This window comes from Salinivibrio kushneri, assembly GCF_027286325.1.
Taxonomy (GTDB): Bacteria; Pseudomonadota; Gammaproteobacteria; order Enterobacterales; family Vibrionaceae; genus Salinivibrio; species Salinivibrio kushneri_A.
The window spans coordinates 774,925-795,947 of the sequence record NZ_CP114588.1; the positions used below are offsets into that span (position 1 = coordinate 774,925).

Genomic DNA, 21,023 nt, shown 5'->3' on the forward strand with positions numbered 1-21,023 from the left:
AGGAATCGTTATGATCTACATGGCCCTCAAGCACACCCACTTACTTACCGTGGTGTTAAGCCTTTCGTTATTCGTGATCCGATTTATCTGGGTGATGCGTGGCAGTGAGATGATGAATAAAAAATGGGTCAAGGTCACCCCGCATGTGGTCGATACCCTATTACTAAGCACCGGTGTCGCGCTGATTTTTGTGACCGGGTTTATTCCCTTCACCGAATCTGGCGCGTGGCTGACTGAAAAGCTGACCTGTGTCTTAGCTTACATTGCTTTGGGCTTTGTCGCCTTGCACTACAGCCGAGGTAAGCTATTCCGCACCGTGGCCTTCTTAGGCGCACTAGGGTGGGCGTATGCTGCGGCTAACCTTGCCCTTATGAAAGTTCCTCACGTAATGGGATAAGCATGATGCCATTAACCGATCAACAACTAGACGCGCTGACACTGGCTGAAGGGGCTGCAACCCTCAACCATGCCATCGACCCGTCTGTCGATGTGCATCAAGTGAAAGCCTCCCTAGATCGTCTTGCCGACGAAGCAGAGCACCAGCTTGGTGCCGAGCCTGATATGGCGTTACGCCTAGATGGCTTGTGTCGTCTGTTTTATCACCAGTGGCAATTTAAAGGCGATATCGAACAGTACTTTTCCTCGGATAACGTCTTTATTAATAAGGTGTTAGAGCGAAAAACTGGGATCCCGGCCTCATTGGGCGCCGTCTTTTTATACCTGTGCGAGCGCTTGTCGTTGCCCGTTAAACCAATGGCGTTTCCCAGCCAGCTCGTGCTGCGTATTGATGAGTTAGAAGACGCCCCCGTTTTCATCAACCCGTTTAACGGCGAACGTGTTAACGAGCGCATTTTGCGTGGCTGGCTCAAAGGGAGCCAAGGGCCACTTGCCGAGCTTGAAGCGTCGCACTTGCAGCCAAGTGACAACCCCACCATTATCGGCCGTTGGCTTACCGTGGCGAAAAGTGCTTTGTTACGGGAAGAAAAGTATGCCATGGCGCTGCGTTGTAGTGAGCTGGCGCTAACCTTTAGCCCTGATGATCCTTACGAAATTCGTGACCGCGGCTATATTTTCCAACAATTGGATTGCGATCGTGTGGCGGCGACTGATTACGAGTATTTTATTGAGCAATGCCCCGATGACCCGGCAGCAGAGCTACTAAAAATGCAAGTAAAAGCGCTTAACGAAGAGCAACCGACGTTACATTGATGCGTGATGACGCATGACTAAGGATACCTGTATGACGCAAAAAACCGTTCACATTGGCGATACACCGGTTGCCAATGATCGCCCGTTTACCTTGTTTGCTGGCATGAATGTGCTGGAGTCACGCGATTTGGCCATGCAAATATGTGAGCATTACGTCAAGGTCACCGACAAGCTTGGCATTCCCTATGTGTTTAAAGCTTCATTCGATAAAGCGAACCGCTCGTCAGTGCACTCCTACCGTGGCCCTGGCATGGAAGAGGGGCTCAAGATCTTTGAAGAGCTAAAAAGCACCTTCGGCGTCAAAGTGATTACTGACATCCACGAGCAATATCAAGCGGCACCCGTAGCGGAAGTGGCCGATGTGATCCAACTGCCGGCCTTCCTCGCGCGCCAGACTGACTTGGTTGAGGCCATGGCCAAAACGGATGCGGTGATCAACGTTAAAAAACCCCAGTTTATGAGCCCTGGCCAAGTGGGCAACATCGTCGATAAGTTTGCCGAGTGCGGTAACGAGAAGGTGATCTTATGTGAGCGTGGTAGCTGCCACGGTTACGATAACTTGGTGGTAGATATGCTGGGCTTTGATGTGATGAAAAAAGCCTCTAACGGCAGCCCGATCATCTTTGATGTCACCCATGCGCTGCAATGTCGTGATCCACAAGGCGCGGCATCGGGTGGACGCCGTCAGCAAACGGTTGATCTGGCGCGTGCGGGTCTAGGCACCAAAATTGCCGGCTTGTTTATTGAAGCGCACCCAGACCCAGACAATGCCCGTTGTGATGGGCCGTCAGCGCTGCCACTGGACAAGCTTGAGCCGTTCCTGGCACAAATGAAGTCGCTGGATGATGTTATCAAAAGCTTTGCAGACATCGACATTCGTTAAACGAGTGTCAATACACAAAAAAGCTGCCGAAATGGCAGCTTTTTTTGTATCTGCGGACACACGACATGGCAGGCATGACGAAGTGGCAGCGTGGCACCCAAGTGCGAATCCAATGCTATTAACTGAGCAACTCGTCAGCAATATAGACAAGCAATCAAGATATTTAGATGTTTAGACGTCTATTTGTTGACTGGACGGCTAGAGGTCTGTAACCTTGATCACAGTTTTAAAAGAGGTATTACAAAAACTGCCATGACAACATCAGCAAACACCACACCGCAGCCCTCGGCGCTCGCACTTCTCCCCCTACTTTTATTTTTATCCCTTTTTATCGGGGCGGGCGTGTATTTTACCCTAGAAGGTGCGGACTACGCGTTTTATCAGCTTCCTGCGCACGTTGCTATTCTGCCAGCAGTGATTTTGGCTATTGGCTTGAGCCGTGAGCGCCTGAACACCGCCATTGAACAGTTTATTCGCGGTATGGGGCACGGTGACATTATTGCCATGTGCTTGATTTATTTGCTCGCTGGCGCCTTTTCCGCGGTCGCCGATGCCACGGGTGGGGTAGAGGCCACGGTTAACTTGGGACTGACCCTGATCCCAGAAAGCTTAATCTTACCCGGGCTATTTGTGATTGCCGCTTTCATCTCAACGGCAATGGGCACCTCGATGGGCACCATTGCCGCGTTAGCGCCTTTTGCATTGAACATGGCGACAGCCACGGGGCAGGCACCAGCCGTAATGGCCGGCGTGCTGCTAAGCGGGGCGATGTTTGGCGATAACCTTTCTTTTATCTCTGACACCACCATTGCCGCGACGCGCTCACAAGGCTGTAGCATGCGTGACAAGTTCAAAGAGAACGTGGGGATAGCCATTCCTGCCGCGGTTGCCGCGATTATTCTGTTTGTATTTAACAACCACAGCGCACCCGTTGACGCACCAGAGAGCATTAACTACCTGGCGGTATTACCCTATTTGTCGATCATTGTATTGGCGCTGGCGGGATTAAACGTGTTTGTAGTGCTCACCGCTGGGATTGCATTGGCGCTGTGTGTGGGATTAATGAGCACCCCAGACTTCACGCTGCTTACCTTCAGCCAAGAGGTAAAAGCAGGCTTTGCCAGCATGCAAGAAATCTTTGTTCTGTCGCTGATGATTGGTGGGATTGCCGAGCTGATGCGCTGCCAAGGCGGATTGAGCTTTTTGACCCAAGCCGTGAACCGTGTGATCGCCCGCTTTGAGAAAAACCGCGGTGCGCATCACTCCCGCGCGAGTGAATTTGGTATTGCCTTGTTGGTGTCTTTTTCCAACTTGTGTACCGCCAACAACACGGTCGCGATTGTGGTCTCTGGGCAAGTGGCGAAAAACATTGCCAGTGAACATTCGGTGCCGGCCAAACGCAGTGCCAGCTTGCTGGATATCTTTTCTTGCGTGGTACAAGGCGTGATCCCGTATGGCGCACAAATCCTGCTACTCGGCGCGAGCTTTGGTTTGTCGCCGTTGGTGATTGTTAGCCACTCTTTCTACTGTTTCTTCCTCGCAGCCTCCGCATTGATTGCGGTGATTAGCCGCCGATGGTGGCAAGCACGTCGCGCTTAATCGCTATAGTTAATACATCACGGCGCTGTCTTTTCTTGTCTAGATAGGTAAGCAAAGGCTGCGCCGTTTTTGAACTGTCTAGAGTGCAGGCTCTAGAAATATTGTCTCGATCACCAAAGTCGCCCTACCTAGGCGTTGTAAGGTGATCGCAGCAACAAAAATATGAAATCACTCAGCACCATAGCATCAATTCTTTTAGACTAGATAGCGTTTTATAACCACCGACAATGATGTCGATGGTGGTTTATCCATCGCTAAAAAGGTCTATGATCATGAAGGAACGTCTTTGTTTAAAGGCAGCGGTCAGCGCTGCGTTAATTGCATCATTGGCAGGCTGTGCCAACTCTGGTTCAGAGACACAAGAGCAAGGTTGGGCGCCAGATACCACTTATAAACTCACCATTCTTCATACTAACGATCACCACGGTCGTTTCTGGCACAACCGCTATGGCGAATACGGCATGGCAGCACGTAAAACCTTGATTGATGATCTGCGCGCTGAAGCCAAAGCCGAAGGCAGCGACGTGCTGCTGCTATCGGGTGGTGACATCAATACCGGTGTACCAGAGTCAGATTTGCTGCAAGCGGAGCCTGATTTTAAAGGGATGACCCAAATTGGTTACGATGCGATGGCTATCGGTAACCACGAGTTTGATAACCCGCTTAGCGTGCTTGAACAGCAAATGCAGTGGGCCGACTTCCCGATGCTTTCTGCCAACATTTACGACAAAGAAACCGGTGAGCGTAAGTATCAGGCTTACGAAATGTTTGAGCGCAATGGTCTGAAAATTGCGGTTGTGGGTCTGACCACCGAAGACACGGCCAAAATTGGTAACCCAGAATACATTGGCTCGCTCGACTTCCGTGACCCGAAAGCCGAAGCGAAAAAAGTGATCGCCAAGCTCAAAGAAACCGAGAAGCCTGACATCATCATTGCGGCGACCCACATGGGTCACTACGCAGACGGTAAAAGTGGTGTTAACGCCCCGGGCGATGTGGCGCTAGCGCGTTACATGGATGAAGGTGATCTCGACCTTATCATCGGCGGCCACTCACAAGAGCCGGTGTGTATGGAAGGCCCGAACATGTATAACAAGAGCTTCGAGCCTGGTGATGCCTGTACGCCGGACCAACAAAATGGCGCGTGGATTATGCAAGCCCACGAGTGGGGCAAGTATGTCGGTAAAGCGGAATTTGAATTTCAAAACGGCGACCTTAGCCTTGTTAGCTATGACCTGATCCCGGTTAACCTTAAGAAGAAAATTAAGGTTGATGGCGAGAAAAAACGCGTCTTTATTCAAGATGAAATTGAAAAAGACCAAGCACTGTATGATTTCTTGAAGCCTTACCAAGACAAAGGCCAAGAGAAGCTGAGCGTGAAAATTGCTGAGAGCAATGGCAAGTTAGTGGGCGATCGCAACATTGTGCGCTTCCAGCAGACTAACTTAGGTCGTTTGATTGCAACCGCTCACATGGAGCGCGCCAAAGCAGACTTTGCGGTCATGAACTCAGGCGGTGTGCGTGACTCTATCATTGCCGGTGACATCACCTATAAAGATGTGCTTAAAGTGCAGCCATTTGGCAACATGGTCACCTATACCGACATGAGCGGTAAAGAAGTGATGGATTACCTGAATGTGGTAGGAACCAAGCCAGTTGATTCGGGTGCCTACGCGCAGTTTGCGGGTCTGTCGATGGTTGTCGAAGACGGTAAAGTCCATGACGTGAAGATTGGCGGTGAGCCAATTGATATGGATAAAACCTATCGCTTCACCGTGCCAAGCTTTAACGCCGCGGGCGGCGACGGCTATCCAAAACTGACTAATCACCCTGGTAACGTCAATACCGGCTTTGTTGATGCAGAAGTACTGAAAGACTATCTGGAAGACAACAGCCCAATCGATGTCAACGACTATGCGCCACAAGGCGAGATCGTTTACAAATAAATGGCTGTAAGATTGTCAGAACAAAAAGCGGTACCGATGCGGTGCCGCTTTTTTTATGTAATCATTAGTGACTGGTTTACAAACAAGTGGCAAAAACGATGACGCCTGCAATTAAATTAGCAGAAAAACAAAGCATTGCGTTTGAAGTTCATCAGTACCAGCACGATCCCAATAACCTTAATTTTGGAGAAGAAGCTGTCCAAGCGTTAGGGCAAGACCCCGCTCGGGTATTCAAAACATTATTGTTTTGTATTAATGGTGACAGCAAGCAGCTGGCGGTGGCGGTTGTCCCCGTGAAAGGCAGTCTCAATCTAAAAGCCGCTGCCAAAGCGGCGGGTGGTAAGAAAGCGACCATGGCCGATCCGCAAGTGGCACAGCGCACAACAGGCTATCTGGTAGGCGGGATCAGCCCGCTTGGTCAGAAAAAGCGGCTACCGACGTTTGTCGACAGCTCCGCACAGCAGTTTGAGACCATTTGCGTCAGTGCCGGGCGGCGTGGACTGGAAATCGAACTCTCACCGGACGATCTGCTGTCTCTAACCGCGGGGCAATATGCCGCGATTGGCGAATAAATAAGAAGGATACACAGATGACACTTACCATTTGGGCGTCGCTCGCGTTGGTTTGCATGCTAGGAGCGATGTCGCCAGGTCCTAGTTTGGTAGTAATGGCAAAGCATAGTCTTGCCAATAGCCGCTTACATGGCATTGTCGCTTCATGGGCACATGCTTTGGGGGTTGGCCTCTATGCGCTCATTACCATGTTAGGGCTGGCGGTTATTTTTAAGCAGTCTCCGCTACTCTTTACCATTATTGCCTATGCCGGCGCTGGGTACCTTGCTTGGTTAGGGGTGAAGTCCTTGCTGAGTAAGGGCGGGGTTGCAGCCAAACTAGAAGCGGGACAACCCGCCAGCTTAGGTGAGGCGGCACGCGATGGGGCGATGATCTCAATGTTAAACCCCAAACTGGCGTTGTTTTTCATTGCCTTGTTTAGCCAGTTTGTTGCGGTGGGTACAGACCTCTTTAGCCGCAGTGTGATTGTGTTGACACCGTTATTGATTGATGGGCTCTGGTACACCTTGATTGCCTTTTTGTTATCCAGCCCTGCCATTGTTGACAAGCTACGTCACCACGGTGCGTGGGTGGATAAGCTCTCGGGTGTGGTATTGATTGCACTGGCCGTGCGTGTGGTGGTGACGCTGCAATAGCGAGGCGCTGCAAGAGAAGCAGATGGAAGCGTTATTAAAAAGACTGGCAGCTCGCCAGTCTTTTTGTATCTAGGGGCGGTGGCTTAAGTGACGCTCGCGGGTCTCTAGCTTTTTCTCTTGGCTTTTTTTCAGCATCACATACAAAGCACCGGTGCCGCCTTGGTGGCGCAGTGCTGAATGGTAGCAAAGCACGTCTGAAATTTGTTGTAGCCACTGACAGACATAGCTTTTCATCATTGCCGGTGGATTACTGCGCTCCCCTTTCCCATGCACAATGATCACGGTGCGTACATCCATGCGCTGGCATTGTTTTAAAAAGCGTAGAATTTCATCGCGGGCTTTTTCTAATGACATCTTGTGCAGGTCGAGCCTTGCGTTGACGTCATATTTGCCGAGTCGCAGCTTACGAAACACCCCATCTTGAACACCGTCGCGCTTGTAGGCCATCACCTCGTCGGGTTTTACCATGTGCGCGTACTCGAGTGACAGGTATTCAGGGTCGCTGTTTGCCAGCTTCTGCGCGGCTTGTTGGCGTGCAAGCTGGGCTTCAGTGGGCTGATGCGATCCTGTTTGATCCTCAACCGTGTCCTGCTTGATGGGCGCGACATCTGACATCATTTCTCGGAACAGCTCAAATTCGTTTTTATCACTCATCACTACAGTGCCATGTGCGTCGTGGAGTCATTTTGGGACAGTATAAACGAAAATAAAAAAAGAAACCTAGAGTCACACTCTGTGACCAACCATGCAACTCTAGGTTAAGCAAGTTTGCTTAAAGATAGGTAGGCAATAAAACAGGTTATTGAGGTTTGGAAGTCATCACCTTGTAGACAAAATAGCCGCCGAAAAAGCTGATCAGGCCAAATGTACAGATGATGACAATCATGGATGACAAGCCCACGGCGTTGCCGAAAAGTAGATCAAGCCAAAAGTCCATAGTCTGTACCCTCGTGTCCGTTAATGTAGGGTCAGGATGCCAATAGGAAGCAGGTTGAATACTGATCAGGATCAAGAGAAATGGCGAACAAATTATCAACATTTGTTAACAACGATCTGATCACAAACTGCGCGCAACTGATGCGAGTTTCACCGTTTAAAGTGGTTGAATGAAAAAATACGCCGCTAGGGCTTGAGGTTTCGCGATGCTTGAGTATGATAGGCGACCTCAGCAGGCAGGATGCACTTAAACGCATACTGAGCTGCTTGACAAGTTTGCCACCCATTCGTAAAACTTGTCAGAGATGTCGGTGAATAGCGCAGTTTGGTAGCGCATCTGGTTTGGGACCAGAGGGTCGGGGGCCGGAAGCCGGTCCAATCGAATCCTTCTTCACCGACCACTATTTTTAAGCTCGGTAATCTAGGGTTGCTCGGCTGATGTAAAGAACATTGTCGGTGAATAGCGCAGTTTGGTAGCGCATCTGGTTTGGGACCAGAGGGTCGGGGGTTCGAATCCCTCTTCACCGACCACTATTAAGGTAGTGGAGAGCGAATTTGGTCGGGGGCCGGGAGCCGGTCCAATCGAATCCCTCTTCACCGACCATTATTTTAAAACTGAGTGATCGAAGGTTACTTGGTTGACGTAAAAAGCATTAACGGTGAATAGCGCAGTTTGGTAGCGCATCTGGTTTGGGACCAGAGGGTCGGGGGTTCGAATCCCTCTTCACCGACCAACAAGAAACCCCAGCCGAGAGGCTGGGGTTTTGTCGTTATAGTGGCAGGGTGTTTATGGTTTTGGATAATGCTGGAAGGCTTGTGTGTTGCCTTCGTCATCAAACGCCATCACTGTGTAGGGCTGGTGGCGGTCACCATATTCCATGCCCGGCGAGCCGATCGGCATGCCAGCTACCGCCAGGCCTTCTAAACCAGTATGGGTCGCGAGTAGCTTTTTCACCTCTTTGGCTGGCACATGCCCTTCAATCACATAGCCGTTGATACGTGCGGTATGGCACGATTGCATCTCCGCGGGTACGCCCATTTCTTGCTTGATGGACGCCATATCGTCATACGGTTTAACCTCCAGCTCAAAACCGGCTTGCGCCATATGCTCAACCCAGTCGTCGCAACAGCCACAGCTGGGCGATTTATACACCACCCCGCTCGCGGCCATCGCCGAGGCGCTCATTAGACCCACGGTCGCTGCAAGTAGTTGTAAACGCTTCATTATCGCTCCTTGTTATTTGTCGTTTGATTTTATTTTGAAAAAACGTAGTCGATTGGCGTTGGTCACCACCGTAATCGAAGATAGCGCCATCGCGCCCCCTGCGATAACTGGGCTGAGCAACATGCCAGTAAATGGATAAAGGATGCCGGCCGCGACTGGGATCCCTAAGGTGTTATAAATAAAGGCACCAAAGAGGTTCTGCTTCATATTGCGCACGGCGGCTTGAGACAAAGCAATCGCGTTGGCGAGAGCGCCGAGGTGCTGGTGCATTAGAGTGATTTGCGCACTTTCTATGGCAATGTCACTGCCACTGCCCATAGCGACACCCACATCGGCTTGTGCGAGTGCAGGGGCGTCATTAATGCCATCACCAACCATAGCGACGCGCTTGCCTTGCTGTTGCAGCTGTTGAATTTGTTCCGATTTCTCATCGGGTAGCACCCCAGCAATCACGTGATCAATCCCTAGCTGACGACCAATGGCATTGGCCGTATCAGGGTGGTCACCAGAGAGCATGATCACTTCAAGCCCTTGCGATTGCAGGTTGGCAACCGCCTCAATGGCATCGTCACGAATAGGATCACTGACGCCAATCAGCGCTTGCACACTGTCTGCATTGGCAAGATAGATGGCGGTCTCGCCACGCTGAGTCATGGCATCGATGGCACTTTGATGGGAGGAAGTCTCTATCCCCTGTGCGTCCATCCAGGCTTTGTTGCCAATGAAGTAACGCGTACCATCAATCTGCGCCTGGATCCCTTTGCCAGATTCGCTGTTAAAGTCGTTTGACGTTGGCAGCGAGAGATCCTGTGCCTTGGCATAATTAACAATGGCCTGCGCCAGCGGGTGCTCGGAGTGTTGCTCCAGCGAGGCGGCGATCGCCATTAACCGCTCTTGGTCGCCGTTAATCGCTTTTACATGGGTCACTTCCGGCTGGCCGCGTGTCAATGTGCCGGTTTTATCAAAGACCAGAGTATGGAGTTTGGCCGCGGTTTGTAGCGCATCCGCATCACGAATTAATACCCCGACTTCGGCCGCGCGACCGACCGCCGCGGTGACCGATAAAGGCGTGGCGAGGCCAAGCGCACATGGACACGCGATGATTAGCACGGTAGTGGCGGTGACTAGCATATAGCTGACCGACGGCTCTGGGCCGACAACATACCAGATAGCCGCTGTGACCAGCGCAATGGCCACTACGATTGGCACAAACACCGCGGAAATGCGGTCGGCAAGCTTAGCCAGCTCGGGTTTACTGCTTTGTGCTTCGCGCACTAAATCGATAATACGCGCCAGCATGGTATCGCTGCCCACACCGGTGGCTTTAAACGTCAGGCTCCCTTTTTGGTTGACTGTCCCCGCGTGCAGGGTGTCTCCCGGTTGTTTGCTGACCGGCACGGGCTCACCCGTGAGCATCGACTCATCGATATAGCTGCTACCATCGACCACTTCGCCATCTACCGGCACTTTCGCCCCCGGTTTTACCCGTAGCGTCATCCCTTGTTTGATTTCATCAAGCGGACGCTCCGTCTCTTGGCCGTTCTCGATAACTAGCGCCGTGGGCGGCTGCAAATCAAGTAGCTGGTCTAGCGCTTTGGAGGTATTGGCACGCGCACGCGCCTCAATCGCGTGGCCTAAGCTGATTAAACCAATGATCATCGCTGAGGCTTCAAAGTACACATGACGCGCCTGCTCGGGGAACAAGGCAGGGGCGAGTACCACCGCAGTAGAGTAGAGCCATGCCGCGCCTGTGCCGAGCGCCACCAAGGTATCCATGGTGGCACGTTTGTGCTTCAATGCTTGCCAGGCATTGGCGAAGAAATGACGGCCACCGGTGGCGAGCAGCAAGAGGGTAAGGATGGCCACCGCGCCCCACGCCCACTGATCTTGGCTGGATTGAATGGTCATGCTGCCACCGAATATTCCCCAAGCCATAATTGGGCCACCAAGGCCCAAGCCAGCGATCGTGCTGCGTTTAAAGTTTTTCAATTCCGCGGCTTGTTGGTGCTGCTGGCGCTCGCGACGATCATTGTCATCCTCGACTTTCTCTGCGCCATAGCCGGCGTTTTCCACGGCCTCAACGATGGCATCAGGTGCGGCGTTACCTTTTACAATCGCACTGCGCTCGGCCAGATTCACGCTCACATTAGCCACACCATCAACGCTGCTAATCGCGTTTTCGACACTGCTTACACAGCTGGCACAGGTCATGCCTGATAATACGTATTGCTGACGGGTCGCGTGGGAGGTTGTTTTTGCGGTGTCATCGTTGGATGAATGTGCTGGTTCAGAGCCAGAAGCGGCGGAGCGGTTGTGTGAACTGTCACTGGGCTCGGCCCCTGAGTCTGTATCACTGTCCATGTCTGAGGTTGTGTCATGGGCAGTGTGAGCGTTTTGGTCATCGTTGGTGGCAAGCTCAGCCTGATAGCCGAGCTGATCAACCATTTTAATCAGCGTATCAGCAGTTAAGCTGGTGTGGACGTGAGCTTCAGTTTTACTCACCGAATGAGAAAACACCGTGGGCTGCTCGTCCAGTGCTGCTTCGACTTTGGCCACGCAGCGGCCGCAGTTTAGCCCGCTTAAGGTGAGGTGGTGACGGTAGCCGACCTGATAGCCGAGTGCTTCAATCGCGGTGACCGCTTGGCGTAGCGGGTACTCGGCGGTTTCACCCAGGGCTTCTAACGACACGTACTGGGTGTCAATGTCCTCAATGCGAATCCCGTCTATATCCTCAAGTGCTTTTGTCGCTTTTTTCACACAGCCTTGGCAGCTTAAACCACTCAGCGGCAGTGTGTAATAGGTGATGTGAGTATCGGTGGTGGTCATTGCCTCTCCTTATCGCCCGACATCATTCGGTGTTGGCGATTGTCGCAACTTCAGTTAGGCTAAACTGTAAACCTTATAGCTACTGGAAGGTCAAGCGAGTAAAATGAAGATTCAACAAGTGGCAGAGAAAACCGGCTTAACCAGCAAAACCATTCGCTTTTATGAGCAGAAAGGGCTGATTACGCCACCGCATCGAGCGGAGAATGGCTATCGCGATTATCGCGAGCAGCATATCAATGAGCTGCAAATGATCCGCCGTGCACGATTGGTGGGGTTTACCTTGGAAGAAAGTGCAGATTTATTGGCGTTATCGCGCGATCCGTCGTTACGCAGTGCCGATGTCAAAGCGCGCGCTGAGAGTAAACTGGCAGAAATTGATGAGAAAATCTCAGAACTGGCGGCAATGAAAACCACCCTTCAAGCGCTCACAAAAGCGTGTCCCGGTGATGGAGACGCGCAGTGCCCGATCATCGAAGCACTGCGCGGTGACAGTGAGCTAGGCGAGTTGGACGCCAGCTCCTCAAGTTGTTGCGCGTCAGGGGCTGAACTGCCCGTGACAAACTAACCGTTAGTAAAGCAGCGAGTAGAGCTGACGACGATAACGCGACGCTACTTCATTGCCTTGGCCGAGTGCGGTAAGAATATCCATCAGGGTTTTCTTGGCCTCACCCTCGGCATGATTCATATCGCGGCGAAGGATGTTCATCAGTAACTCCAGCGCCTCTTCACTGCGATTAATCTGATTAAATTGCACCGCCAACTCATACGCGACGTTGGCGTCGTCTGGACTCTCTTCGAGTTGGGCCTGCAGACGGCGAATTTCAGGGGCATCAATCGCTTGGTTATGCAGCTCAATTTTTGCCACCAAGCTTTTGTAGGTCGCGTCTTGGTCTTGCATCAGTACGGTGTCGAGCATCGCTTGCGCCGCATCAAACTGATGGGTTTCGACCAAGCATTCCGCCATCGCCAGTTTATACTCGTCTTTATCGCCGTGGCTGGTTTCCAGTGGCTTTAAAATGACCAAGGCATCGGTGTAGTTGCCTTCAGCCATGAGCTGACGCGCTTGCTCAAACGCTTGATCTTCCGGGCTAGGCAAATGCTTGTTAAGCATCTCGCGTACGGTCTCTTCATTTTGCGGGCCGGCAAGACCATCCACAGGTTGACCGTCTTTAAACAGCGCTAGGGTTGGCAGCGCACGCACGCCAAACTGCGCGGCAATCAGCTGCTGCGCTTCACAGTCGATAGTTGCCAGCGTAAAGCTGCCATGGCTGTCGTGAGCAATTTGTTCAACCGTGGGCTTAAGCTCCACGCTTTCAGGCATCATGTTCGCCCAGAAGTACACCAATACTGGTGTGCGAGACGACGACTCGAGAATTTGCTGAAAATTATGCTCGGTTAATTCGACGATATAGTTTGCGTTCATCATGGATCCTGACCAAGTGGATTTTCCTTAAGGGTGGGGGCAAACGTGCAGAAATTCAAGCAACTGGGCGTGTATTTGGGCGAGTGATGACGGATCGTACCGAAAGACGAAAAGGGGCGAAACGTAACAGGCACGAAAAAGCCACCCGTGGGTGGCTTGTTTCGTCGGTCTGCAAGCGAAGTCATTACAAAGCAAGTGCGAGTTACAACACGAGCACCACGCACAAAGCGACGCTCAAGCAGAGCCAGTTCAATTGATGCAAGGTCATCAGCCGGCTCCTTTATGATTGTTATCGAGGGTGTTGCTTTATCGGTGAGGATTGATCCAACAGATGTTGTCCACCAATGATGACTAGACTAGTGCTCGTCTATGACAAAAGTATTACAAATGCGACAGTAGCCACGCTTTTTGGGCGATTTTTTCTCTGTTGCATCAACCGCCTTTGAGCAACACCCGATCGAGCCAACGGCTGGGAAGGATCCGTTTGAGGATTGCCATCCACACTGTCGGTTGGGTCACGCGATAACGCACCTTGGGACGCGGCGAGAACAGCGCATGCGTCAATGGTGCGACAAGCGCGTCGGCGGGCAGGGTATATTTGTTGCCGCCCTCGTCTGCAGCAAGACGGTCAAGTTGGGATTGATAGGCCTGCTGATGGCGACTTTTATTGGGGTCGACCCAGTGTTTAAAGGCGCTGAGGGCATTGGCACGAAACGCGGTTTCAATTGGACCAGGCTCAATCAAGCTCACCTTAATGGGCGTATCACTGAGCTCTAAACGCAAGGTATCGGTCCAACCTTCGAGGGCAAACTTGCTGGCGTTATAGGCGCCGCGATATTTCAATGCCACGATGCCCAGTACCGAGCTGTTTTGCACAATGCGCCCCTCGCCATAATTGAGCAGCATCGGCAGCAAGGCTTGGGTTAAATGGTGCCAGCCAAACACATTGGTCTCAAACTGGGCGCGTAAGGCATCGGTGGGCAAATCCTCCAGCGCGCCCGGTTGGCCGTAAGCGCCGTTATTAAACAGTGCAAAGAGTTTGCCACCTGTCATTTGCTCGACCGCTTCGACTGCTTGGTTGATGCTGGCCGTGTCTGATACATCCAATTGGATACAGGTTAAGCCTTCTTGCTGTAAACGGCTGACATCGTCAGCCTTTCGGCAACTGGCGATCACCGTGTGCCCTTGCTCATGCAAGGCCTTGGCGCAGGCATAGCCGATGCCGGTAGAGCAGCCGGTGATTAAAATGGCGTTGTTTAATGGCAAAGTCGTTTCCATGACATCCTCACTCATGATTGTGGCGCATCAGACAAATAAGGCGCGAGCTTTTCCGCCATAAAATCGGCAATCCAAGGTTGTGCGGCCGGCATCGGGTGAATGCCATCATCACGCATCCATTCAGGCTTTTGGATCACAGTCTCCATAAAAAAGGGCAGTAAGGGGGTTTGTGTTTGCTCTGCCAGTGTAGGATAAATATCAGCAAATCCTTGTGCATAGCGCTGGCCATAATTAGGCGGGATTTGAATTTGCACCAACAACGGCGTGGCATCGGCCGCGCGAGTTTGAGTGATCAATTGCTCGAGGTTATCTCGTATACGGTTAAAGGGCCACCCACGTAGGCCATCGTTGCCGCCGAGTTCAATCAGCACCCATTCGGGCTGGTGGCGTTCTAACAATTGAGGCAGACGCTGCAGGCCATTGGCGGTGGTATCGCCGGAAATGCTGGCGTTAATCACCTCAACCTCGACATCATGGTCGTTGAGCGCGCGCGGCAGCTTCGCAGGCCAGGCTTGTTCAGCCGCCATTTGGTAGCCAGCGCTTAAGCTGTCACCAAGGACAAGTAGCGTTTGTGCACTGGCACTGCTCACCCACAAAAAACACAACAAAGTAAGGATGCGTAACATGGCCTCTCCTGTTATTCGAGCCGAAAAAATTGCAAAACATGTCGTGACACGCGAACAGCCGCTTACCATTCTGCAGGATGTCTCGCTACAAATCGAGGCAGGCGAGTCGATTGCATTGATGGGCGTGTCCGGCGCAGGAAAATCTACCTTAATGACCTTGCTTGCAGGACTAGATACGCCCAGTGAAGGCGAGGTCGATCTGCTCGGCCACAAGCTTTCCACCTTGGATGAAGATGCGCGCGCGGCGCTGCGGGCCGAATCGGTGGGGTTTGTGTTCCAAAGTTTTTTACTGGTGCCGTCACTGAACGCGCTTGAGAACGTGATGCTGCCGCTGACCATTCGCGGTGAGGAAGAAGACGAAACCCGCGCCAAGCAACTGTTGGCCTCGGTGGGCTTGCAAGGGCGCGAAAGCCATTTGCCGTCGCAACTCTCTGGCGGGGAGCAACAACGGGTGGCCTTGGCGCGTGCCTTTATTATCCGCCCACAGGTGCTGTTTGCCGATGAGCCGACCGGCAACCTTGACCAAAAAACCGCGGCGACCATCATCGATTTATTGTTTGAGCTGAACGAAAAGCACGGCACCACTTTGGTGTTGGTTACCCACGATCCGGCGCTGGCAAAGCGTTGTCAGCGTACCTTGATGATGGACAGCGGCAAACTACAGGAGCGAGTGAATGGCGAGTAACAACGGACTACTCAATCGCTGGGCGTGGCGTGAACTGTTACACGGGCAAATTTGGCCAGTGGCGGTGGCGTTGGCGCTGATCATCACCTGTGTGTTTGCATTGTCAGCATTGGCCGATCGCATTGAAAACGTACTCACCCAGCAAGGGCGCAACCTGATTGCCGCCGATACCGTGCTGCGTACTCGTCAGCCGCTTAACACCGAGCAAATTGAGGCGTTTAAACAAGCTGGCGCCACGGTATCTGCCCAAACCCGTTTTGGCACCATGGCGTTCAGCGAGCAAAAAATGCAGCTGGTCAGCGTGAAAGCGGTGGATAGTCGGTATCCGCTACGCGGTGACTTGGTGTTGGAACAAAACGGTCAAGCCATTGGCGGTGATCGACGCATTCAACCCGGTGAGCTATGGCTGTCTGAGCGGGTATTCAGTTTGCTGGATGTGAAACCGGGCGACACCGTATCGATTGGTAACCTCGATCTCAACGTCAGCGGCACCTTGGCCGCCGAGCCGGAGCTGTCGTTTAACCCCTTTAGCCAAATGCCCGCGGTGATGATGCATCGTGCTGATGTGCCTGCCGCTGGCGTGGTGCGTGAAGGCAGTCGGGTGCGCTATCGCTACTTTTTAACCGGTGACGAGCCCAGCCTAAGCGCGGCTAAAGCCAGCTACACGCTGCAAGATGGTGAGCGCTGGGTGGATGAAAACACCTCCGATCGCACTGGCGATATGCTGGACCGCAGCCGTCAATATCTATCGTTAACCGTGGTGCTGGTGATTGTGATGGCCGCGGCCACCTTAACCTTAACCTGTCAGCACTATGCCAAAAGCCGCGCGGATTTGGTGGCGATGCTGAAAAGCTTAGGTGCCAGCCAACAATGGGTGCGACGCTGGCTGGCACGGCAGTTAACCTTATTGTTTGTCCTTGCCACCGCCGTAGGCTTGGCCGCTGGTTACACACTTGAAGTGTTATTGCGCTTGCCGCTGACTGATGTGCTGCCTTCACCGCTGCCAAGCTATGGCTGGGTGCCTTGGGTGCTTGCGCCTGGTGTCGCGCTTTTGGTGGCGCTGCCTGCCTTGGGCGTGCCGCTGCTTAAATTGCTGGATGCGCCTGCGTTGGCCGCCGTGCAATCGCAGGCTGCCCGTGGGCGTCAACGTCGCGGCACTGCGGCGATCTTAATCGCGATACCGGTGGGAGCGCTTGCACTGTGGGCGTTTGACAACACCTTGCTATGGACAGTGCTGGGGGCGATGGCAGTGATGATCGTCTTGTTGGCGCTGGCAGGGTTAGGTTTGCTCCGGTTGGTGAAATCACGGGTACGCGCACCCTCGGTGAAATTGGCCCTTAGCCGAATTACCCGCAACAAACTGGCTAGCAGCGTGCAATTAGGGGCGCTGGCGATCTCCTTTATGCTCTTGGCGATCATCTGGCTGCTGCGTACCGATTTGCTCGCTGATTGGGGACGGATGCTGCCGCCCGATGCGCCTAATGTGTTTGCGCTGAATATCGCCCCGAGTGAGCAACAAGACTATGTGGGTGAACTCGACGACGCCAGCCTGATGCGCTCTGATGCCTACCCCATAGTGCGTGGCCGGCTGGTGGGCAAAAACGGTGAGCGTTACCAGATCCCCACCGATGAAGCCGAACGCGATGAAGCGGATGAGGCCTTGCGCCGCGAGCTTAATTTCACTTGGCGAGATAGCCTACCGTCGCACAATGAGGTGATTGCCGGAGACTGGCCAACCGAGAATGGTGTATCAGTGGAGGCGGACATTGCCGAGCGCTTGGAGATTGAGATTGGCGACAGCCTGACCTTTAGCGTCACCGGCCAAGACTTTACCGCCACGGTGAACTCGATTCGTGAAGTCGAGTGGCGCAATATGCGGCCTAACTTCTACTTTATTTTCGACCGCGAGACGCTTGCCGACAAACCCGCCAACTGGCTGGTGAGCTTCAGGCTCGATGAATCGCAAACGCCGCTGCTCAATCGCTTGGCGCGGGAATATCCGACCGTTACGCTACTTGATTTGCGTACCATGAGCAGCCGTATTCAGTCGATTTTGCGTCAAATTGGCTTGTCGCTCTCGGTGTTAGCGGGGCTGGCGGTGATCAGCGGCTTACTACTGTTGCTTACCTTGCTGCGTATCAGCCTGAGCGAGCGTCAGCAGGAGATAAATCTCTATCGCACCTTGGGCGCGAGTCGCACCCGTATTCAGCGCACCTTATGGAGCGAGTACGGCGTGATGGCCTTTGTGTCTGGCCTGATGGCGGTGCTCGGCGCAGAAGCGGCGATGGTTGGCCTGCTGAAATGGGGCTTTGAAATGGAGGTACGCCTGCACCCTGAGCTTTGGGCGGTGTTGCCGGTGTTGGCGGTGGCGTTGGTGTTTGTCACGGTCGCCTCGATGCTGCGCAAACTGATTGATCCGCAACGGCGTTAACAGGGGCGGTAAGCATCTTCGCTTCACACATAGCAAAGCGGGTATCAAGAAAGTTGATACCCGCTTTTTTGTGTACAACGTCTAGCTAACAACACCGCTTGTGCGAAAGGCAAAAGCCGCTACTTAAACAAAGACTGCATGGCTTCTTCCACCTTGGGGTGCTGGAACTCAAAGCCCGCATCTTCGAGTGCGTGGGGCAGGGCGCGCTGGCTATCGAGCAGCAAGTGCGAGGCTTCCCCCATCATGGTTTTAATCGCCAAAGTAGGGACAAAGAACACGTGTGGACGTTTTAAGGCACGGGCAAGCGCCTGACTAAAACGTTTATTGGTGACCGGCTCTGGCGCGGTGCAGTTAAACGGCCCCTTAAGCTCAGGGGTATTGAGCAGGTGGATAATCGCGCCGACCATATCATCAATATGAATCCAGGGCATGTATTGCTGGCCTTTACCAATTGGACCGCCTAGCCCGAGTTTATACGGCAGCATCATCCGCTTTAGTGCGCCACCCTCAGCGCTCAACACCACGCCGGTGCGCAGCAAGCACACGCGCGTTTGTTGCGACGCGCCTTTCAAGGCAATTTTCTCCCATTGATGACACACATGCTGGGCAAAATCATCGGCATGGACCACCAAGGTTTCATCAAAGCTGCGATCTTGCTGATCGCCGTAATACCCTACTGCCGAGCCGCTGATAAAGGTGTGAGGTGGCGTGCTGCTGGCATGGATTTTCTCCACCAGTTTTTCTGTTAATCCCCAGCGGCTGGTGCAGATGATCCCTTTTTGCTGTTCACTCCAGCGTTTGTCGGCAATCGGCTCGCCCGCCAGATTGATGACCGCATCAATATCATTCAGGTGGGGGAGATCATCAAGGCGCTCTAACGGCGTGACTTTATCGCCAAAGCACTGGGTGACCTTTTGCTTGGAGCGCGATAACACAGTGACCTGATGCTCGGTCAGCAAGCGAGGAATTAACGCCTGACCAATCAGGCCAGTGCCGCCAGTGATTAAGAGTTTCATGCCTGATGTCCTAACGTCGAGTAATGGGTGATATAGATAACGCTAAGAGGGTTTTAGACTTAGCGCAAGTGATTGCTTTGTATCCTGTTACGTACCGCAACCAAAATCGGTTTGATCGCGCAGTTTTCTCTTCTGCCTCTCGCACGCCAAATTGGGAGTGCTAACATAAATAGGCACATAAAAGGTGTGTTTTTCATTTTACTACGCAGGGAGTCATGTCGCCTACATGCAAGCGTTATTCAAATCATTGCTAGGAAGCTTTCGCGATCTGTTACCCATCATCCTAGTGATTGGCTTTTTTCAGGTGATTGTCCTGCAACAACCGCTGCCCAACTGGATTTCAATTACCTTTGGGTTAGTGCTGGTGGTCGTGGGACTGACTCTATTTGTATACGGCTTAGACATGGGGCTATTCCCGATTGGCGAATCGATGGCGCACTCTCTTGCACATAAAGGCAGCTTAGGCTGGTTGGTGGCGTTCGCGTTTTTGCTCGGCTTTGGCACCACCATTGCCGAACCCGCACTCACCGCAGTGGCGGCAGAGGCGGCAGATGTCGCCGCTAACGGTGGGATGATACACACCAGCGAAGCGGCCAAAGACAGCTATGCCAACGGCCTGCGGTTAACCGTAGCGCTCTCGGTCGGCTTTGCGATCGTGCTGGGTGTGGTTCGGATCATGAAAGGCTGGCCGATCCACCGTTTAATTATTGGCGGTTATTTGCTGGTGGTAGCGATGACCATGGTCGCACCGCCGAGTATTATCGGTATTGCCTACGACTCGGGTGGGGTGACCACCTCGACCATTACAGTGCCATTGGTCACCGCGCTCGGCGTTGGGCTGGCGACCGTGATTAAAGGGCGCAACCCCATGGTGGATGGCTTTGGCTTGATTGCCTTTGCTTCCTTGTCACCGATGATCTTCGTGATGGTCTACGGCATGGTGGTGGCATGAACAATCCACTCACTTTGTTTCTCGACACCTTTTTCTCCACCGTGCGCGATGTGATCCCGATTATCGCGATCATCTTTGGCTTTCAGCTGTTTGTATTGCGCAAAGCGCTAAACAACCCCAAACGGATCTTTCTCGGTTTTTTTTATGTCATCTTGGGCTTAAGCCTGTTTTTAATGGGGCTGGAGCTGGCGCTATTCCCGCTCGGTTCGTCGATGGCCGAGCAGCTGACCGCTCCCGATTTTGTCGGCGCAGCGCTTAAAGCCGGCGGCGAGATTAACTGGCAAGCCTATTACTGGGTGTATCTGTTTGCCGCGGCGATTGGTTTTAGTACCACGGTGGCTGAGCCCTCGTTAATTGCGGTGGCAATCAAAGCGGCTAAAGTGTCGGGCGGCGCGATTCGGGTGAATGGGTTGCGCGCCTCGGTGGCGCTCGGAGTCGCCATGGGGATTGCCTTGGGGTGCTATCGCATTGTGGTAGGCGATCCGCTCCATTATTACATCATCACCGGCTATGTAGTGGTGGTGATCCAAACCTATTTTGCCCCGCCGTTTATCGTGCCTTTGGCCTATGATTCTGGCGGGGTGACCACCTCAACCGTCACCGTACCCTTGGTGACGGCGCTGGGGTTGGGGCTAGCATCCACCGTACCGGGAAGAAACCCGATGCTTGATGGGTTTGGCTTAATTGCGTTTGCCAGTTTGTTTCCGATGATCACCGTGATGGGCTATGCCCAAATCACAGCCTATTTACAGAAAAAGCACGCACAGCGTTCATCGTAAGG

The 21,023-nt window shown here is 52.8% G+C and carries 20 protein-coding genes and 3 tRNA genes; 15 read left to right on the forward strand and 8 right to left on the reverse strand.

Going from position 1 to position 21,023, the window contains the following annotated elements; all coding sequences use genetic code 11:
• Positions 1–13 precede the first annotated feature (13 nt).
• The 7 genes from N8M53_RS03820 to N8M53_RS03850 all read left to right on the forward strand — a co-directional run bounded on the left by N8M53_RS03820 (position 14) and on the right by N8M53_RS03850 (position 6,844).
• Positions 14–397, forward strand: a complete 384-nt coding sequence (locus tag N8M53_RS03820) for a SirB2 family protein (protein WP_269579971.1) — start codon at positions 14–16, stop codon at positions 395–397.
• A 2-nt stretch (positions 398–399) separates the two neighbouring features.
• Positions 400–1,209, forward strand: a complete 810-nt coding sequence (locus N8M53_RS03825; RefSeq protein WP_269579543.1) for a SirB1 family protein — start codon at positions 400–402, stop codon at positions 1,207–1,209.
• Positions 1,210–1,240: 31 nt separating this feature from the next.
• Positions 1,241–2,092 (forward strand): 3-deoxy-8-phosphooctulonate synthase, encoded by an 852-nt coding sequence (kdsA, locus tag N8M53_RS03830; protein WP_269579544.1) that lies wholly within the window; start codon positions 1,241–1,243, stop codon positions 2,090–2,092.
• A 252-nt stretch (positions 2,093–2,344) separates the two neighbouring features.
• A complete protein-coding gene (locus N8M53_RS03835; RefSeq protein WP_269579545.1) occupies positions 2,345–3,691 on the forward strand; it encodes a Na+/H+ antiporter NhaC family protein in 1,347 nt (448 codons plus the stop codon).
• A gap of 272 nt (positions 3,692–3,963) precedes the next feature.
• Positions 3,964–5,637 carry a bifunctional UDP-sugar hydrolase/5'-nucleotidase UshA gene (ushA, locus tag N8M53_RS03840; RefSeq protein ID WP_269579546.1) on the forward strand — a complete coding sequence of 558 codons (1,674 nt, stop codon included), beginning with the start codon at positions 3,964–3,966 and terminating at the stop codon, positions 5,635–5,637.
• Positions 5,638–5,735: 98 nt separating this feature from the next.
• A complete protein-coding gene (gene ybaK / locus N8M53_RS03845; RefSeq protein ID WP_269579547.1) occupies positions 5,736–6,209 on the forward strand; it encodes a Cys-tRNA(Pro) deacylase in 474 nt (157 codons plus the stop codon).
• 17 nt (positions 6,210–6,226) lie between these two features.
• Positions 6,227–6,844 (forward strand): LysE family translocator, encoded by a 618-nt coding sequence (locus N8M53_RS03850; protein WP_077605845.1) that lies wholly within the window; start codon positions 6,227–6,229, stop codon positions 6,842–6,844.
• Between the two features lie 69 nt (positions 6,845–6,913).
• Here N8M53_RS03850 and smrA read toward each other — a convergent pair whose 3' ends face one another.
• Both smrA and N8M53_RS03860 read right to left on the reverse strand, forming a co-directional pair.
• A complete protein-coding gene (gene smrA / locus N8M53_RS03855) occupies positions 6,914–7,498 on the reverse strand; it encodes a DNA endonuclease SmrA (RefSeq protein WP_077667491.1) in 585 nt (194 codons plus the stop codon).
• Between the two features lie 145 nt (positions 7,499–7,643).
• Positions 7,644–7,781 (reverse strand): DUF3149 domain-containing protein, encoded by a 138-nt coding sequence (locus tag N8M53_RS03860; protein WP_046073685.1) that lies wholly within the window; start codon positions 7,779–7,781, stop codon positions 7,644–7,646.
• A gap of 308 nt (positions 7,782–8,089) precedes the next feature.
• Between N8M53_RS03860 and N8M53_RS03865 the strand changes: the two genes are divergently transcribed.
• The 3 genes from N8M53_RS03865 (at position 8,090) to N8M53_RS03875 (ending at position 8,514) form a co-directional block, all read left to right on the forward strand.
• A tRNA-Pro gene (locus N8M53_RS03865) sits at positions 8,090–8,181 on the forward strand.
• A gap of 53 nt (positions 8,182–8,234) precedes the next feature.
• Positions 8,235–8,311 (forward strand) — tRNA-Pro (locus tag N8M53_RS03870).
• A gap of 126 nt (positions 8,312–8,437) precedes the next feature.
• Positions 8,438–8,514 (forward strand) — tRNA-Pro (locus tag N8M53_RS03875).
• 53 nt (positions 8,515–8,567) lie between these two features.
• Here the strand turns inward: N8M53_RS03875 and N8M53_RS03880 are convergent.
• Positions 8,568–9,005, reverse strand: a complete 438-nt coding sequence (locus N8M53_RS03880) for a DUF411 domain-containing protein (protein ID WP_269579548.1) — start codon at positions 9,003–9,005, stop codon at positions 8,568–8,570.
• Positions 9,006–9,017: 12 nt separating this feature from the next.
• On the reverse strand, positions 9,018–11,831 hold the full coding sequence (locus N8M53_RS03885; RefSeq protein ID WP_269579549.1) for a cation transporter: 2,814 nt from the start codon (positions 11,829–11,831) through the stop codon (positions 9,018–9,020).
• 103 nt (positions 11,832–11,934) lie between these two features.
• Here N8M53_RS03885 and cueR point away from each other — a divergent pair, with 103 nt between their 5' ends.
• Positions 11,935–12,396 (forward strand): Cu(I)-responsive transcriptional regulator, encoded by a 462-nt coding sequence (gene cueR, locus N8M53_RS03890; protein WP_269579550.1) that lies wholly within the window; start codon positions 11,935–11,937, stop codon positions 12,394–12,396.
• Between the two features lie 3 nt (positions 12,397–12,399).
• Here the strand turns inward: cueR and N8M53_RS03895 are convergent, their stop codons facing one another.
• The 3 genes from N8M53_RS03895 to tesA form a co-directional block, all read right to left on the reverse strand.
• Positions 12,400–13,254, reverse strand: a complete 855-nt coding sequence (locus tag N8M53_RS03895; protein WP_269579972.1) for a co-chaperone YbbN — start codon at positions 13,252–13,254, stop codon at positions 12,400–12,402.
• 432 nt (positions 13,255–13,686) lie between these two features.
• A complete protein-coding gene (locus tag N8M53_RS03900) occupies positions 13,687–14,532 on the reverse strand; it encodes an SDR family oxidoreductase (RefSeq protein WP_269579551.1) in 846 nt (281 codons plus the stop codon).
• 11 nt (positions 14,533–14,543) lie between these two features.
• Positions 14,544–15,158 carry a multifunctional acyl-CoA thioesterase I/protease I/lysophospholipase L1 gene (gene tesA, locus N8M53_RS03905; RefSeq protein WP_269579552.1) on the reverse strand — a complete coding sequence of 205 codons (615 nt, stop codon included), beginning with the start codon at positions 15,156–15,158 and terminating at the stop codon, positions 14,544–14,546.
• On the opposite strand from tesA, the gene N8M53_RS03910 reads away from it, so the two are divergent.
• Together N8M53_RS03910 and N8M53_RS03915 are read left to right on the forward strand one after the other, a co-directional pair.
• Complete coding sequence (locus N8M53_RS03910) at positions 15,157–15,843, forward strand: ABC transporter ATP-binding protein (RefSeq protein WP_077479687.1); 687 nt, start codon at positions 15,157–15,159, stop codon at positions 15,841–15,843. The two genes, tesA and N8M53_RS03910, sit on opposite strands and share 2 nt — an antisense overlap.
• Positions 15,833–18,274, forward strand: a complete 2,442-nt coding sequence (locus N8M53_RS03915) for an ABC transporter permease (RefSeq protein ID WP_269579553.1) — start codon at positions 15,833–15,835, stop codon at positions 18,272–18,274. Before N8M53_RS03910 ends, N8M53_RS03915 begins: the two co-directional genes overlap by 11 nt.
• A gap of 119 nt (positions 18,275–18,393) precedes the next feature.
• Here N8M53_RS03915 and N8M53_RS03920 read toward each other — a convergent pair whose 3' ends face one another.
• Positions 18,394–19,290 (reverse strand): TIGR01777 family oxidoreductase, encoded by an 897-nt coding sequence (locus N8M53_RS03920; protein ID WP_269579554.1) that lies wholly within the window; start codon positions 19,288–19,290, stop codon positions 18,394–18,396.
• A gap of 226 nt (positions 19,291–19,516) precedes the next feature.
• On the opposite strand from N8M53_RS03920, the gene N8M53_RS03925 reads away from it, so the two are divergent.
• Positions 19,517–20,242, forward strand: coding sequence for a DUF1538 domain-containing protein (locus tag N8M53_RS03925; protein ID WP_269579555.1), 726 nt, complete (start codon positions 19,517–19,519; stop codon positions 20,240–20,242).
• Positions 20,239–21,021, forward strand: a complete 783-nt coding sequence (locus tag N8M53_RS03930) for a DUF1538 domain-containing protein (protein ID WP_069361068.1) — start codon at positions 20,239–20,241, stop codon at positions 21,019–21,021. Before N8M53_RS03925 ends, N8M53_RS03930 begins: the two co-directional genes overlap by 4 nt.
• Positions 21,022–21,023: the final 2 nt, after the last annotated feature.